Raw genomic sequence first — 15,722 nt, forward strand, 5'->3', positions numbered from 1 at the left:
GGCGTCACAACACCTCTTTCAAGCGCCGCAGGCTTCGCTCCCCCTCCCGTCGTACGCCCAGCGGTACCAATGCGGCACGCCCGGGCACCCGCACCCCGCCGGTGAACGCCACCCTGGTGCCGTCGCCGTCCGGCGTCGCGGCTGCGCCGAGCAGCAGGAATCGGCTCTGCAGCCAGCACCAGCCGGGCCGCTGTTGCCCGTACAACCGGGCCCGCATCCCGTACTTGCTGCGGGCCAGCGCCTCCACCTGTGTGCCCTGCCGCCGTACGACCCTGAGCCCTCGCATGTCGGGGGCGACGCGACCGAACTCGCCCTCCAGATCGTCCAGCACGTCCCTTACGCGGTCGCACGGTGCGGCCACGAAGCCCTCCGTGACATATGCGCCGGGGATGGCGGCGGCAAGCACGTGCAGTCGCCGCACCGGGTCCAGGTCAGCGGCGGGCCAGCCGCCGGTCGTGTCAGGTCCGCTCATGAGGTCCACGCCTTCCGGAAGGTGTCGCGCGCCCGGTGCAGCCGGGACTTGACGGTGCCGACGCGGATGTCGAGCAGCTGGGCCGCGGTCCGCTCGTCCAGGCCCTCCACGTCACGCAGGACGAGTACCGCCCGGTGCTCGGGAGACAGCCGCTCCAATACATCCCTGATGTCGGCGGCGAGTTGGGGGTCTCCCCGTGCGGGCAGCGCGCTCAGGTCGGCGGGCATCGCGCGGGCGGAGCGCCGGGCCAGGCGGACCGCCTCGCGCACCGCGATGGCACGGACCCAGCCGTGCAGGGCCGCCGGCTCCTTGAGGCTGCGCAGGGAACGGAACACCGCCACCAGCGCCTCCTGCGCGGCGTCCGGGCCCTGGTCCAGGGCGATGGGACCGCAGATGCGGCCTACATAGGGGGCGAGTTCGTCCATCAGCTCGGCCATGGCCAGCGTGTCGCCGCGCTGCGCCGCGCGCACTCGGCGCGCCGTTTCCTCATCGGACACGTACGGCATCTTCGCAATGCACGGCGTCCCCAGTGCGGGCGGTGCCCTGGTGGAGGCCGGGAACCTTGTGGCGGGCAACTCTCAGAGCGGCTGCGCACAGCAGCGCGCACAGCGGGGTGTAGAGCGCCAGGTTGAGCAAGTAGAAGGCGGATCCGGTGTCCTGCGCGAAGATCCAGTAGAGGCCTGCCAGCGTGCGCAGGCACAGCCCGCCCGCTACGGCGAGCGTGCCGAGCCGGAGCAGGCGGTGCGGGCGCCGGGACTGCGCGACGACGAGGCCGGCAGCCGTCAGCAGGAGCACGGCGAGCGGCAGGACGACGGGCGGGGTGAAGGGCGCATCGGTGCCCAGGACCGCGTACGACAGCCTCGCCTCGTCATCAGCCGGCCAGGTGGAACCGGTCGCCCAGTAGAGGTGCAACAGCGCGTCCACGGTGAGCACCGAGGCGAGCACTGCGGCGGCTCGCTGGGCCGTACGGTCGGACATGGGGCCTCCTGCGTTAGGAATCGACACCCACCAGAGGCGGCGACCGCGGCATACGTTCCCTCGGATGTGCCGGTATCTCCGCGGCGTGGACACGAAAGCTGTCGCGGCGGCCCCAACCGTTGAACCCGGGCGCAAAAGCCTCACAGCCTCACAGATCGGCGTCAGATGCATCTGTGAGCGCATCCCTTGTCAGTGCAGTGAGCTTTGCTGTCCGTCATGAAGTTCACGCAGGAGACCGTCGACGATCTGCTGGCCCAACTCGGCCCGGCGAACGTCTACATGTACCTGCCCGGCGATGCAGACCCGCAGGACGTGACCGACCTGCTCGCCGCCAGGTACGGCACCGGACGCACCCTCGTCCTCAAAGGCTTCACCGATCCGACGGTCGACGAGTCCGGCGGCGCGTCCCTCCTCGCCCCTTTCGCCGACCGGGCCGTGACGATTCGGGCGTGGGCGTTCCGGGATCAGTGGATCGGCGCGGGTACGGCGCGAGACGCCGAGGGGGCCGTGCGTCCGGTGCCGGCGGTCGCTCGCAGGAGGTTGCCGGCCTCCTTGGCGATCGCTCCGGACGAGGACGTCGACTGGGTGGAGCGGCTGCGGCAGATCACCGGCTGGACGCAGCCCGCCCAGCGGCCGGACGCGGACTGGGCGGAGGTGGCAGCGCGCCTGAGTACCGCGCTGCCCAGTGACTACAAGCGCGTGGTCGAGACGTTCGGCGAGGGCGCCTTCGACGGATACCTGGACCTATACCAGGAACCGTGGGCGGGTCTCATGGAGGAAGGTCTGCTCGTCTGGGCGGGCACGGAGCACGAGGATCTGTACTGCTGGAAGGCCGACGGGGCCGACCCGGACCGGTGGCCTGTCGTGGTCCGCTCCTTCGACGGTGAGGATGCCGCCTTCGACTGCCGGGCCGCGGAGTTCGTCTGCCGCATCCTTATCGATCCGTACCACCCGTACTCGATGGCCCGCGATTTCGACACACACCGGTTCGTGAGCCACGCGCCTACGGGGTCGCGCCGGCCCGCAGGATGACGGCGTCGTTCGCCGGCTCCGAGCAAGACCCCGGACGGGCGTCCCGGTCTTCAAGTTATCTTGCTCGGGCGAAGGCTGTTTCGAGGAGTTGAAGATGACGATGGGCGCACAGGCCACACAGGACGCGCAGGAAACGGCCGAGCGGCTGCGGGCGATCAGCGGCGAGTTGGCGGACCGTTTCTATGAGCGGGCCGACGTGGTGCGCACGTTGGTGGTGACGCTGCTGGCCGGACAGCACTCGTTGGTGCTCGGCCCGCCAGGGACCGCGAAGTCCGAGATGGCCCGGGAGCTCACGGGCAGGGTCGAGGGGGCGTCGTACTGGGAGATCCTCCTGTCGAAGTTCACCGCGCCGACCAAGATGTTCGGCCCCATCGATGTCGCCGCGCTGGCCCGCGGTGAGTACCGCCAGGTCTATGACGGCCGTGCCACGACCGCGCATGTCGCGTTCATCGACGAGATCTTCAAGTGCTCCACGGCCGCGCTGAACGAGACCCTGGGCTACCTCAACGAGCGGATCTACCACCCCGAGAGCGGCGGTGAGCCGATTCGCTGCCCGCTGATCGGGGCCATCACGGCGAGCAATGAACTGCCCAGCGAGGAGGACGCGGCCGCGATCTACGACCGGCTCCTCGTACGTATCGAGGTCGGCTACCTGGAAGACCCCTCGAACTTCGCCGCGCTGGTCCGCTCGGCCGTCGGGCGCCCGGCGCCGGCGGCCCGGACCACCGTCGAACTGGCCGCGCTGCAGCACGCCGTGGGCGAAGCCGTCCCGGCCGTGGAGGTTCCCGACGTGATCGTGGATGCGGTGTGCACGCTGCGGGCCGCCCTGCGCCGCAAGGAACTGGTCGCCTCCGACCGCCGCTGGCGACAGGCGGTGGGCCTGCTCCAGGCCTCCGCGTACCTCGACGGCCGCCCGGCGGTCGCGGAGACCGACCTGTCGGTGCTGACCCATGTGCTGTGGGACTCCCCCGCCGAACGTCCGACCGTGGAGCGCGAGGTGCTGCAGCTGGTCAATCCGGACGCCAAGGAGGCGCTCGATCTGGCCGACACCATCGAGGAGTTGGAGGCCCAGCTCGACGCGATGGCGGGGCAGTCCCGTGAGGCGCTGAGCGACTGGGTCATCAAGCAGGCCCACAACAAGCTCGCCATGGCGGGCAAGCGGCTGGAGAAGCTGCGCGAGGAGGCGGCGGGGGCCGGCCGCTCCACCGCTGCCATCGACCGTGTCACCGGACGCCAGCGTGCCGTCCGCGCCCGCGTGCTCACCGAGGCTCTCGGTCTGGACGCGAGCATGGTGCAGACCCAGCTCTGAACATCGAGGGATCAGGACCATGGGCGAGACATCACCGAGCAGGCTCGAGGAGCTGGCGGGCCGGGGCGGGAAGTGGCTGGGCCTGTCCGCTGCCGATTCCGAGCGGCACACCGCGGCAGTGGTCGCCGACCAGTTCGAGCACATCGCCTGGCGCGACACCTACGCGCAATCGGCCGGACTGCGCGAACTGGCCGAGGAGTTGAGCACACACCACCCCCGCGCCAGCGAGCTTCTGACCGACGTGTTCCTGGCCGCTTACAAAGTCAGCCCGCAGCTGCGCGAACACGCGGACATGGCCCCCTCCCATCTGCTCAACCACCGGGTCATCACCGCGCTCGTGGAGTCACCGGCGTTCGCCGAGCTGCGCCGGGAGACCGCCGGGGACCCCTATGCCGCCGCCATGGCCGTGCTCGCCCAGGCCACCGCGCTGCGCGAGATGCTGGAGCGCTTGCGCGACGTCCGGGACCGGGCCGAGCAGGCAGAGCAGGTCCGGCAGGGCGCCGAAGGCGCGGCGGCCGCCGTGGGCGAGGCGCTCCGGCAGGCCGCCGACGCAGCCGGTGAGGACGGCACTGTCCCGGCCGCGGCCACCGACGCCGTACACCGCGCGATCACCGCCGCCGAATCCGGCGAGGCGGCGGCGCGGCAGGCCGCCCGGGCAGCGGCGCAGGCGCTTTCCGCCGCCGCCCCCACCATCCGTACCGGCGCACGGAAGGCGGCGGCCGAGGCTGCCGAGGCCGTGCGCGAGGAGGCCGCGCTCATGAAGGCGTGGGGCGTGGGGCCCGGCGAACTGGAGCGGATGCCCTTCGACCAGCGGGCCCGGCTCGCCGAGCGGCTGCGCACCGGCCGCCTCGCCCAGTGGGCCGAACTGATTGGCCGCTTCCGGCAGATGGCAGTCGGTGAGCGCGCCCGCAAGGTGGAAAACGCCACCGGCGAGCTGGTCGGGGTCACACTGGGCAATGACCTCTCCCGCGTCATCCCCTCCGAGCTGGCCAACCTCGGACTGCCCGAGCTGCGTGCGGTGTTCGCCGCGCGGTACGCCGCCGGGGAACTGATGCTCTACGACATCCAGGGAGAGCAGAGCACCGGCAAGGGCGCCATCATCGCCTGCGTGGACACCTCGCATTCCATGTACGTGGCAGGGCCCGGCGGGATCACCCGCGAGGCGTGGGCCAAGGCGTGCGCCCTTGCGCTGCTCGACCAGGCCCGCCAGGCCAAGCGTGACTTCGTCGGCATCCTCTTCTCGGCCGCCGACAAGCTCCAGGTCTTCCGCTTCCCCGCCGACGAGCCCGCCGGCATCACCCGGACCCTCGACTTCGCCGAGACCTTCCTCGGCGGCGGCACCAGCTACCAGCGGCCGCTGACGGCGGCCGGCGAGCTGCTGAAGGAGGAGTTCAACGACGCAGCCCGCACGCGCGGCGACATCGTGATGCTCACCGACGACGAATGCGACGTCACCGAGGAATGGAAGCGCGGCTGGAACGACAACAAGCGCCTGCCCGGCTTCCGGGTCTTCGGCGTGGCCATCGGCGCCCCGCGCGCCGCCGACACCGGCTCGGTCCTGGAGGCCCTGTGCGACAACCTGCGCTCCATCGAGGACCTCACCGACGTGCACGCCGCCGCCGACCTCTTCCGCGTGATCTGAGCGGGGCCGTCTGGTACTCCCGCTCGGCACCTGATGAGGTCCGCAGTCGGCAAACGGCCGCGAACCTCCCCACACATCCCCCGTACCCCCCGCACCCCGCCCGGTTCCAGGGTGCTGAAACCACCGTGAAACCCCGCTGAATGCGCGCTGCCGCAACCTGTGCGGCATGACGACAACCACCGCCCCCTCGCTCGCCATCACGGCCACAGGGCTGCGCAAGACCTTCGGGGACAGGGCAGTCCTCGACGGCATCGATCTGCACATCCCGGCCGGTTCGATCTTCGCTCTGCTCGGCCCGAACGGCGCCGGCAAGACCACCGCCGTAAAGATCCTCTCCACCCTCATCGCCGCCGACGCCGGTGACCTGCGCGTCGGCGGCTACGACCCGGGCACCGACCCGCAATCCGTACGCGCCGCCATCGGTGTGACCGGACAGTTCTCCGCCGTCGACGGTCTGATCACCGGCGAGGAGAACATGCTCCTCATGGCCGACCTGCACCACCTCCCCCGCCGTACAGGCCGCCGCGTGGCAGCCGATTTGCTGGAGCGTTTCGACCTCACCGAGGCCGCGAAGAAGCCCGCCGTCACCTACTCCGGCGGCATGAAGCGCCGCCTGGACCTTGCCATGACCCTGGTCGGCAGCCCGCGCATCATCTTCCTCGACGAGCCCACCACGGGCCTCGACCCCCGCTCCCGCCACAACATGTGGGACATCATCCGCGAACTCGTCACCGGCGGCGTCACCGTCTTCCTCACCACCCAGTACCTCGAAGAGGCCGACGAACTCGCCGACCGCATCGCCGTACTGAACGACGGCAAGATCGCCGCCGAAGGCACGGCCGAGGAGCTCAAGCGACTCATCCCGGGCGGGCACGTGCGGCTGCGCTTCGCCGACCCGGCCGCCTATCAGTCGGCCACCATGGCCCTGCGCGAGGTCACCAGCGACGACGAATCCCTCTCCCTGAAGATCCCCAGCAACGGCAGCCAGCGCGAACTGCGCGCCATCCTCGACTGGCTGGACTCCGCGGGCATCGAGGCCGACGAACTGACCCTGCACACCCCCGACCTCGACGACGTGTTCTTCGCCCTGACCGGCGGCACCGACCGTCCCGCCGAGCAGTCCGCCGACCAGCCCAAGGAGACCGTCCGATGAGCTCGCTCCCCCCTCGCCGTACGCGACTCCTCCACCATGCTGCGCCGCAACCTCCTGCACGCGCGCCGCTACCCCTCCCTCACGCTCAACATCCTGCTGACGCCGATCGTCTTGCTGCTGTTGTTCGTCTACGTCTTCGGCGACGTGATGAGCGCGGGTATCGGAGGCGGCGCGGCCGATCGCTCCGACTACATCGCCTACCTCGTCCCCGGCATTCTGCTGATGACCATCGGCGCCACCCCGGCCGGGACCGCGGTATCCGTGTCCATGGACATGACCGAGGGCATCATCGCCCGCTTCCGTACGATGGCCATCCACCGCGGCTCCGTGCTGATCGGGCATGTCATCGGAAGCGTGCTGCAGGCGATCCTCAGTGTGCTCGTCGTCGGCGCCGTCGCCGTGGCCATCGGTTTCCGCTCCACCGGCGCCACGGTCCTGGAATGGCTTGCGGCATTCGGACTGCTCGCGCTGGTCGCCCTTGCATTCACCTGGATCGCAGTCGGGATGGGCATCTCCAGCCCGAATCCCGAGGCGGCGAGCAACAACGCCCTGCCGCTGATGATCCTGCCGCTCATCTCCAGCGCGTTCGTGCCGGTCGACGCGATGCCGGGCTGGTTCCGGCCGATCGCCGAGTACCAGCCCTTCACTCCGGCCATCGAGACCTTGCGCGGCCTCCTCCTCGGCACCGAGATCGGCAACAGCGGATGGCTCACCATCGCCTGGTGTCTGGGCCTGGCCGCGCTCGGCTACCGCTGGTCGACGTCGTTGTTCAACCGCGACCCGAAATAGATGATCGCCAGACCGTGCCGCGCGGGTGGCAACTCGGTTGCGAAGGGGCCGGCCACCCGGGCGAAGATGCCTGCATGAGCCAAGAGACAGACGCGGTACGCGAAGCGATCGCAGGCGAACTGCGGCTGACGGACCCCGGGGTGCGTACCTCGCGCTCGCTCGCCGGGCAGCTGCTGGATCCGGAGTTCGTGGAGGTCGGCGCTTCGGGTCGGCGGTGGACCCGTGAGGAGATACTCGCCGCGCTGCCGGAGATGGACGGTGCGCAAGAAGGTGGTCCGCGCTATGAGATCTCGGCCATCGCCGGTGTCCTGCTGGCACCCGGCCTTGTACATCTCACCTACGAGACCACGTTGGGCGAAAGCCGGGCCCGGCGCAGTTCCCTGTGGCGCAAGCAGGGGCCGAACGCGGCTTGGCAGATGTACTACCACCAGGCCACACCCTTCCCGCCCGAGGGCACGTAACCGCGAACCCCGGTCAGCAATCGTGCTCGGACTCCCGGGCACGGGCGCCGCCGCCACCTCCGACCGCCCCGGCGACGACTCGGGTCAACGATCGGACACCCACCGCGCGTTCGAGGGCCAGCATCCCCGGCCGACGATGTGGCCCTTCCACAACTCGTCCCGCTTCAGGGCGGCGTACTGCGACACCGCGGCGGCGTACGCCGGCCGGTCGGCGTGCTCCGCCGCCTGGCGGGCGCGGTCCGCCGACATCGTCGGCTGGAACTCGCGCAGCACCCGCAGCCGTTCGGCCAGCGCGATCATCCGTACGCCGGTGGCGTCGCCGGAGGCGAGTGCCGCCATGCCGAGTGCGTGCAGCACCGTTCCGAACACCGGGAGCTCCACGGGTGAGCGAGGCGGGTCGGCGAGCAGGGTCCGTAGCCGCCGGCGGAGCCGGTCGACCGGGTCCGCGACGAGTTCGAGGCGGCCGGCGTGTGCGTGCGCCGTCACGGCCGCCGACTGGACCTGGAGAGCCCACGGGTCGAGCCAGGGATCGCCGCGGTGCAGCGAGCCGGTCTCGGGCATCTGCTCCAGGGCAACGCGCCACAGGCGAAGGCCGGTCTCCGTCTGCCCGCGGGCGAGCGCGATCTCGGCGCGAGCGCCGAGATCGGGGCTGTAGAAGGCGTCGTCCCGCGGGGTGTTGTCTCCCTCGGCCTCCCGCAGCCAGGACTCGGCCTCGTCGGGGTCGCCGCGCTGCAGACAGGCCAGCACGAGGGCCGAACGGATACCGATGTAGTCGTGCTCGTCGCCGAGGCGCGGCAGCGTCTGCAGAGCCGCCCTGAGGTTGTCGTAGGCGTCCTGGCCCCGGCCCGTGCGCAGGCTCAGTTCGCTCAGCCGGGAATGGCCCATGAGCTGCAGGGACGGATTGCCGGTCGGGGCCAGTGCGGTGATCATCCTGCGGGCCGAGACGAGCGCGCGGTCGATGTCGTGCTCGTACTCCCAGACGTAGGTGGCCACGCATTCGGCGATGCCCGCGACCAGCGGCTCCGCGCTCTCGCACAGCGTGTGCAGCATGGCGTAGCCCGGAGGCCGCATCGCGGGCAGGGCGCTGAGTACGACGGCGATCGCGCGCGGCAGCGTGTCGGGCGGGGCCGGTGGCAGCCGGCGCAGGGTGACGAGTTGGCGTACGGCGTGCGGGCCCAGGTTCATGAATTGGCCCGCCGCACACAGCACAGCTGCAGCGCGGGCGACTTCGACGTATGCGGGGGCGGGGCGGTAGTGCGAAAGGAGCGGTCCGGTGTCGGTGGCGAGGGCCGCGAGGCGGGGGTAGTTGGAGTCGGTGGACCACAGCGCGGCGAGGACGGCGGTCAGGGCGGCGGTGGCTGGGCCGTCCGTGCGGGCCAGGGCGTGCCGCAGGGCCGCCACGAGGTTGTCCTGCTCGGCCCTGATCCGCTCGCGGGCGACCAGCGGCTTCGGTCCCATGAGCACGTCGTGGTGGGAGACCCCGAAGTCCCGTGCCCAGCACAGGAACTGGGCGATGGCCTCGTCCTCCTCTCCGGCCTCCGCACGGCGGGCCGCGCTGAACTCCCGTACGGTCTCCAGCATCCCGAAGCGCACACCGGCGGGGGTATCGGCGACGGTGAGCAGCGACTGGCCGGCCAACTGCTCCAGGAGGAACAGTGCTTCCCCGCCGAGGACCTGCTCGGCGGCTTCGCCGGAGAAGCCGCCGGGAAAGACGGACAGCATGCGCAGCGCCGCCCTGGCGTCCTGCGCGAGGAGGTTCCAGCTCCACTCCACGACCGCGTGCAGCGTGCGGTGGCGCTCCGGCGCGTCCCGTGCCCCGCCGCGCAGCAGCGCGAACCGGTCGGCGAGGCGGCGGGCGATCTCCGGTACCGAAAGGACGCGCACCCGGGCCGCGGCCAGCTCCACGGCGAGCGGCAGTCCGTCGAGATGGCGGCACAGCCCCTCCACCGCATCCGGCGCCAGCTCCACGCCGCTCCTTGCGGCCCGGGCCCGCTGCGTGAACAGCTCGACCGAGGTGGCAAGACCCAGCTCCGGCAGCGCGTACACGGCCTCCGACGTGAGGTCGAGAGGGGCCCGGCCGGTGGCGAGCACCCGCAGCTCCTTCGAGGCGGCGACCAGGTCCTGTACGAGGCCGGCGGTGCCCCGGATGACCTGCTCGCAGTTGTCGAGGACCAGCAGGGCGGGTCCGGAGCCGAGCGCGCCCAGGATGGCGGCCACCGGGTCGGCCGGCCCCTGTCCGCTCACGACGGCATGTCGCCCCTCGCCCGCGCCGAGCGCGGAGGCCACCTCCGTGGCCACGTCCCGGTCCGCGGTGACGGCGGCCAGCGGCACGAAATGCACCACGCGCTGCTGGGCCCGGCGGCTGACGGCGTGCGCGAGACGCGTCTTGCCGAGACCGCCCGGGCCGATGACGGTGACGGCGCGCGAGGCGCGCAACAGCCGTTCCACCGCGGCGATGTCCTCTTCCCGGCCGAGCAGCGGGTTCGGCTCGTGCGGCACGCCGTGCCTGAGCACGGGTGCCTCGCCGCGCAGCAACTCCTGCTGGAGGGCCTTGAGTCCGGCGCCCGGCTCCGTGCCGAGCGCCTGGCGCAGCTCGCGGCGGTAGGCGTCGTAGCGGGTCAGCGCGGCGGAGGGGCCCGCTGTGGCCGCCTCGCCGCGCAACAGCCCGGCCAGTACCTCCTCGTCGCGCGGGTGCTCCGCGGCGGCCACCGCCAGCGGGCCTGCCGCCTCCGCGTGCCGTCCCAAGCGGGCGAGCGCGAGCGCCTGCGCGCGTATGAGCGCGCCGCGCACGGGAGCGCGTTCGGTGCGCAGCGCGGCTACGAGGTCCTCGCTGTCGCCGCCCTCGTTACGGGTGCCCTCCCACAGTGCGAGCCCGGCCTCGGCCGCGGCCAGTGCTCCCGTGTGGTCCCCGGCCCTGGCCCGTCCCACGCTCGCGGCGGCGTGCAGCAGCAGGGCGGAGCTGTCGATCTGTTCCTCGGCCAGAGCGAGACGGTAGCCGGTGGGGGTGCTCGCGATGACGTCGGCGCCCAGCTGCGCCCGCGCCCTGGAGACGAGAACCTGCAACGCCTTGGCCGGACGCTCCGGCAACGCGTCCGGCCACAGCCCCGCCACCAGACGCTCGCTGCTGCAGCCCGTGCGCACCTCGCCCGCGAGCAGCGCGAGAAGGCCGCGCAGCCGGGGCGCGGTGACCTCCTGCCCGCGATAGGCGACACGCGGCAGCAGGGTCAGGTCGGTGGTCACCCGTGCAGGTTAGCCAAGACGCCGGCCGGCCCGACTGCCCCCGGGCGGGCGGGAGCTCAGGCGGGCATCTCCTCGATCCGTTCGCGGTCGAGGAGAGACGTGGGCGGCAGACGCGTGGGCAGATACGGGTGCGACAGGGCGACGGGGAAGCCGAAGTCGTAGGCCAGGCTCGCCATCGCCATTGCCAGCGGGCCGGGCGCCACACCCGTGCGCGCGGGGCCGTCGAGTCGCCCCCGTTGGTGCCATGCGGCGCGAGGGCTTCAGCCCGTCGGCCATCAGGGCGTGTCACCGGCCCAGTCCCAGCGCCGCCGCTCGCCGGGGCGCGGGTCGTACAGCGCCCGGCCCCCGGCGCCGAAGTGCCCCAACTCCGTGGGCAGCGCGACGCCGGTGTCTATCTCGCCCTTCGTCCAGCCGGTGATGTCGAGCAGCAGACCGTCCAGCGGCCCGCCGACCAGTTCGGCGTAGTCCCGTCCCGGCTGCGGGCCCCGGCGGGGGTCGTCATGGTCCTGGCCGTAGACCCTGCCGCGCAACAACTCCTCGTCCCTGTCCATGCACCCACACTCTCAGCCGCCACTGACAATCCGGCCTGCCCTGCGGACAGCCGCCGCGCGACTGGGTGCGTGCCCGATCCTCACTCACCGTCCTGAGGGGGCAACGGAAGTTCCGGGTGGTGCCGCAGTGCCTCCAGTACGGCGCGGATGGCCGCGCGGGGCGGGGAGCCGCGGCGGATGGCCGCCGTGATGGTGCGGGTCACCGGAGTGGCCAGTTCCCTGGTGGCGACGCGGTAGCGGCGGTCGACCGCGAGGCCGGGCAGCAGCGCGATCGAAAGGCCGGCCTCCACGTGCTGCAGACTCATCATGTAATTGCTGAACCGGCATACCACTCGCGGCTCGAAGCCCGACTGACGGCACAGTCGCAACGCGAGGTTGGCCATGTACGACTGCGGAACGTCGAAGGCCCACGGCTCGTCGGCGTAGGCAGCCAGGTCCACCACGCCACGGCCGACCGCGGGGTGATCGGGCGGGACCACCAGCAGGACCGGGTCCATGGCCAGCGGCACGAGGTCGAGGTCGGGCCCCAGCGGCAGCTCGTCGAAGTCCGTGGTCGTGATGATGATGTCCGCGTCGCCGCCCCGCAGCGCGGGCATGCTCGCGTGCGGTTCCAGTTCGAGCAGTTCGACGTCGAGGTGCGGATGCTCGCGTGCCAGACGGCTCACCGCCGGGACGGCCATGGTGTGGATCGCGCTCTGAAACGCACCCAGACGCACCAGTCCGGCCGGTTCCTCGCCGAAGCCGCGCAGCTCCGTCTCCACGCTGTTCATGTGGTCGAGGATCGCCCGTGCCCGGCGCGCGAGAATCAGCCCGGCCGGGGTCAGCCGCACTCTGCGGCCCGTCCGCTCGAGCAGTTGGGTGTGCGTTTCGGTCTCCAGCACCGCCAGCTGCTGGGAGACGCTCGACGGGCTCAGGTTGGCGGCCTGGGCCACCGCCCGCACCGTGCCGAGCGTGTCCAGCTGGCTGAGCAGGCGCAGCCTCCAGGGGTTCATCACACCCCCATTGTTGTGCGGAATTTCCGAACAGGAAAGCCGGAATCGTGAGATGGACGTGTCGCTCGACGGCCCCCTACGGTCGGCGGCATGACCGCTTCCACCGCCGCGTCCACTGGCGCTTCCCTTGCCGCATCCACTGCCGCTTCACCGTCCGCCGAAGCCTTCTGGTCCGACGCCGAGAGGCATCTCGTACGCTACGGACCCGAGTTCACCCCGGAGATCATCGAGCGTGCCGCCGGTAGCTTCGTGTTCACCGCGGACGGCCGGAAGATCCTGGACTTCACCTCCGGCCAGATGAGCGCGATCCTGGGCCACTCCCACCCGGAGATCGTCGCGACCGTCCAGCGGCAGGTCGCCTCCCTCGACCACCTCTTCAGCGGCATGCTCAGCCGCCCGGTGGTCGACCTCGCGCGGCGCCTGGCCGAGACGCTGCCCGCGCCGCTGGAGAAGGCCCTGCTCCTGACGACGGGCGCCGAGTCCAACGAGGCCGCCATCCGGATGGCCAAGCTCGTCACCGGCGGGCACGAGATCGTCTCGTTCGCCCGGTCCTGGCACGGCATGACGCAGGCCGCCGCGTCGGCCACCTACAGCGCGGGACGCAAGGGCTACGGTCCGGGTGCGCCCGGCAACTTCGCCATCCCCGTGCCGAACTCCTACCGGCCCGACTTCACCGCGGACGACGGCTCGCTGGACTGGCGCCGCCAGCTGGACTGCGCGTTCGACCTGATCGACGCCCAGTCGACCGGCAGCCTGGCCGCGTGCCTGGTGGAGCCGATCCTCAGCTCGGGCGGCATCATCGAACCCCCGGCCGGATATTTCGCGGCCCTGCAGGCCAAGTGCCACGAACGCGGCATGCTCCTCATCCTCGACGAGGCCCAGACCGGCCTGTGCCGCACCGGGACCTGGTACGCGTTCGAGCGCGACGGCGTCGTCCCCGACATCCTCACGCTGTCCAAGACCCTGGGTGCGGGACTGCCCCTGGCGGCCGTGGTGACCAGCGCCGAGATCGAGCAGGAGGCGTACGAGCGCGGCTATCTGTTCTTCACCACGCACGTCGCCGACCCGCTGGTGGCGGCGGTAGGCAACACCGTCCTGGACGTCCTGATCGGCGACAAGCTCGACGAGCGTGCTCGCTCGCTCGGCGCGTTCCTCCACCAAGGCCTCACGGACCTCGCCACGCGGCACGATGTGGTCGGCGACATCCGGGGCCGGGGCCTGCTGGCCGGCCTCGAACTCGTCGCCGACCGCGAGACGAAGCAGCACTCGAACGAACTGGGGGCGCAGGTCACCCGCCGCTGCCTCGAACTGGGCCTGCACATGAACATCGTCCAGCTCCCCGGCATGGGCGGCGTCCTGCGCATGGCACCCCCGCTGACCGCCACCGAGGAGGAGCTTTCACTGGGCCTGTCGATCATGGACCAGGCAATCGGCGACGCCTCGGCCGCGCTCTGATCCGCGGGCCCGCGGATCAGAAGCAACCCACGCTGCCGCCCGGGCCGAAGGCCGAAAACACCGGGCGGACGAGCACGGACGGCTAGCGGGCGAACGCGCTGCTCTTGAGTGAGGACAGCAGGTGGGCGGTATCGTCGTAGATCTCCGCCGCCCCGGCCCGGGCGAGGTCTTCGCGGGGGATGCCGCCGCTGAGCACGGCCAGCGGCGTGACGCCCGCGCGGCGTGCGGCCTGCATGTCCCAAACCGAGTCACCGACGAACACACTGCCCTGCGCGCTCGCACCGGCCAGTTCGAGGGCGTGGGCGACGGGCTCCGCCGCGGGCTTGCCCTCCTCCACGTCGTCGGCGCTGGCCGTCGCGGTGATGACCTCGTCCGCGCCGACGGCGGCTCTCAGAGCGTCCAGTTCGCCGCCGCCCGCGGACGTGGCAAGGACGATGGTCCACCCCTCCCCCGCCAGGGAACGCAGCAGTTGTCCGGCGTCCTCGAAGGCTTCGAGCCGGTCGAAGTGGGTGGCATAGAGCGTCTTGTGCGCGGCGCTGATGGTGGCGTCCTGGTCCGGATCGCGTTCATCGCCCAGGACATGCTTGATCAGGTCCGTGCCGCCCAGGCCGATCGCGTGGTGCACGGCGCGCATGGGCACCCGGTGGCCGGCCTGCCGCAATGCCTCCCACCATGCGGTGACGTGAAGGTAGTTGGTGTCGACGAGCGTTCCGTCGACGTCGAACAGGGCGGCGCGCGTCACGGGGACTCCATTCGTGGTGTGTGGCGGATTTTCAGCGTCATGGCCGTACTGTCCGCAGGCCCGGTCTGCGGCTTCTGGTGCGCGGGCAGAGGCCCTTACGTCGCAAGGAGCTCCTCCGCCGCTCGCTTGTCCAGGGCGACCCGGATGAGCGCCGCCGCCAGGGCCGCGGGATCCGCGTCGCCGGCGAGCCGCGCCAGCTTCTTCGGGTCCTCCGGCAGGCCGAGCCTGCGTGCTCCCTGCATGGCCTTGTCACCAAAGCAGGGCTCGACCTGTGGCCATACCCGCTGCACCTCGCGCAGGAAGATGTCGGCGCCCACGGGCCCGAGCCCCGGCACCTTGCGCAGGCTCCGGCGCAGCGCCGCCTCGTTGCCGTCGGCTTCGTCGCGCAGGCGCCGCAGGTCGCCCCCGTAGTCCCGTTGGATGAGCTCGGCGCCCTCCCCGAGCTGGGTACTGGTGCGCTCGTCGTAGCGCCGGTAGCCGCCGCGGCCGAGCGCGTCGACCCTCGTCTGCCACGAGGCCCTGGCCATGTGGCGCGGATTGCGCAGCCCGGCGTCGAAGAGCTCGCGCGCCGCGGCCACGGCGATGGCGCTGCGGATGCGTGCGCTCAACAGGTCGGAGAGCACGAGGAGTTGGTAGAGCGGCTGCGGGGTGTCCCGCAGCCGGATCCCGGCCTCCTCGGCATAGGTGTGCCCGTGGGTCTCCAGCAGTGCGCGGACGAGGGCGCGCGTGGTCCGCTTGCGTCCGCCCTGGCCGCTCTTGCCCGTCACACCGACGCCAGCGAGTCGTCGCCAGGTGAGGCCGGCCGGTGCCCGCGACGGGTGCCGCCCGGCCCGGGCTCGCGTTCCGGCGCGCCCCGCGACGCACCGATGTCCGCCACACCGTGGCGTTCCGCCAACTGTGTGGCGG

16 protein-coding genes are annotated in these 15,722 nt (G+C 71.6%); 7 read left to right on the forward strand and 9 right to left on the reverse strand.

Translation table 11 applies throughout. The features are described 5' to 3' along the window. Positions 1-4 precede the first annotated feature (4 nt). The 3 genes from ACWFR3_RS32590 to ACWFR3_RS32600 are packed head-to-tail and all read right to left on the reverse strand — an operon-like array spanning position 5 to position 1,450. Positions 5-472: a hypothetical protein gene (locus ACWFR3_RS32590; protein WP_453738269.1), complete on the reverse strand. Its 468-nt coding sequence runs from the start codon at positions 470-472 to the stop codon at positions 5-7. Next, positions 469-969: an RNA polymerase sigma factor gene (locus tag ACWFR3_RS32595; RefSeq protein WP_453738270.1), complete on the reverse strand. Its 501-nt coding sequence runs from the start codon at positions 967-969 to the stop codon at positions 469-471. Before ACWFR3_RS32595 ends, ACWFR3_RS32590 begins: the two co-directional genes overlap by 4 nt. Next, positions 959-1,450 (reverse strand): DUF3995 domain-containing protein, encoded by a 492-nt coding sequence (locus tag ACWFR3_RS32600; RefSeq protein WP_453738271.1) that lies wholly within the window; start codon positions 1,448-1,450, stop codon positions 959-961. Before ACWFR3_RS32600 ends, ACWFR3_RS32595 begins: the two co-directional genes overlap by 11 nt. 216 nt (positions 1,451-1,666) lie before the next feature. Here ACWFR3_RS32600 and ACWFR3_RS32605 point away from each other — a divergent pair, with 216 nt between their 5' ends. The 6 genes from ACWFR3_RS32605 to ACWFR3_RS32630 all read left to right on the forward strand — a co-directional run bounded on the left by ACWFR3_RS32605 (position 1,667) and on the right by ACWFR3_RS32630 (position 7,836). Next, positions 1,667-2,482: an SMI1/KNR4 family protein gene (locus ACWFR3_RS32605; RefSeq protein ID WP_453738272.1), complete on the forward strand. Its 816-nt coding sequence runs from the start codon at positions 1,667-1,669 to the stop codon at positions 2,480-2,482. Between the two features lie 100 nt (positions 2,483-2,582). Continuing rightward, positions 2,583-3,791 carry an AAA family ATPase gene (locus tag ACWFR3_RS32610; RefSeq protein ID WP_453738309.1) on the forward strand — a complete coding sequence of 403 codons (1,209 nt, stop codon included), beginning with the start codon at positions 2,583-2,585 and terminating at the stop codon, positions 3,789-3,791. Positions 3,792-3,810: 19 nt separating this feature from the next. Next, positions 3,811-5,433 (forward strand): VWA domain-containing protein, encoded by a 1,623-nt coding sequence (locus ACWFR3_RS32615; protein WP_453738273.1) that lies wholly within the window; start codon positions 3,811-3,813, stop codon positions 5,431-5,433. Between the two features lie 166 nt (positions 5,434-5,599). Continuing rightward, positions 5,600-6,586, forward strand: a complete 987-nt coding sequence (locus tag ACWFR3_RS32620; protein ID WP_453738274.1) for an ATP-binding cassette domain-containing protein — start codon at positions 5,600-5,602, stop codon at positions 6,584-6,586. 36 nt (positions 6,587-6,622) lie between these two features. Then, complete coding sequence (locus tag ACWFR3_RS32625) at positions 6,623-7,375, forward strand: ABC transporter permease (protein WP_453738275.1); 753 nt, start codon at positions 6,623-6,625, stop codon at positions 7,373-7,375. Between the two features lie 74 nt (positions 7,376-7,449). Then, positions 7,450-7,836 (forward strand): nuclear transport factor 2 family protein, encoded by a 387-nt coding sequence (locus tag ACWFR3_RS32630; protein ID WP_453738276.1) that lies wholly within the window; start codon positions 7,450-7,452, stop codon positions 7,834-7,836. A gap of 84 nt (positions 7,837-7,920) precedes the next feature. Here ACWFR3_RS32630 and ACWFR3_RS32635 read toward each other — a convergent pair whose 3' ends face one another. The 4 genes from ACWFR3_RS32635 to ACWFR3_RS32650 form a co-directional block, all read right to left on the reverse strand. Continuing rightward, on the reverse strand, positions 7,921-11,076 hold the full coding sequence (locus ACWFR3_RS32635) for an ATP-binding protein (RefSeq protein ID WP_453738277.1): 3,156 nt from the start codon (positions 11,074-11,076) through the stop codon (positions 7,921-7,923). Between the two features lie 56 nt (positions 11,077-11,132). After that, on the reverse strand, positions 11,133-11,258 hold the full coding sequence (locus ACWFR3_RS32640; protein ID WP_453738278.1) for a hypothetical protein: 126 nt from the start codon (positions 11,256-11,258) through the stop codon (positions 11,133-11,135). A gap of 93 nt (positions 11,259-11,351) precedes the next feature. Continuing rightward, the gene (locus ACWFR3_RS32645; RefSeq protein WP_453738279.1) at positions 11,352-11,627 is read right to left on the reverse strand and encodes a hypothetical protein; all 276 of its coding nucleotides are present in this window, start codon (positions 11,625-11,627) and stop codon (positions 11,352-11,354) included. Positions 11,628-11,707: 80 nt separating this feature from the next. Continuing rightward, a complete protein-coding gene (locus ACWFR3_RS32650; protein ID WP_453738280.1) occupies positions 11,708-12,619 on the reverse strand; it encodes a LysR family transcriptional regulator in 912 nt (303 codons plus the stop codon). Positions 12,620-12,709: 90 nt separating this feature from the next. On the opposite strand from ACWFR3_RS32650, the gene ACWFR3_RS32655 reads away from it, so the two are divergent. Continuing rightward, positions 12,710-14,074, forward strand: a complete 1,365-nt coding sequence (locus tag ACWFR3_RS32655; RefSeq protein ID WP_453738281.1) for an aspartate aminotransferase family protein — start codon at positions 12,710-12,712, stop codon at positions 14,072-14,074. A gap of 82 nt (positions 14,075-14,156) precedes the next feature. Here ACWFR3_RS32655 and ACWFR3_RS32660 read toward each other — a convergent pair whose 3' ends face one another. Continuing rightward, a complete protein-coding gene (locus ACWFR3_RS32660; RefSeq protein ID WP_453738282.1) occupies positions 14,157-14,816 on the reverse strand; it encodes an HAD family hydrolase in 660 nt (219 codons plus the stop codon). 95 nt (positions 14,817-14,911) lie between these two features. After that, the gene (locus ACWFR3_RS32665) at positions 14,912-15,583 is read right to left on the reverse strand and encodes an endonuclease (RefSeq protein ID WP_453738283.1); all 672 of its coding nucleotides are present in this window, start codon (positions 15,581-15,583) and stop codon (positions 14,912-14,914) included. Between the last annotated feature and the right edge of the window lie 139 nt (positions 15,584-15,722).

Source organism: Streptomyces sp. NPDC055189, from assembly GCF_053606765.1.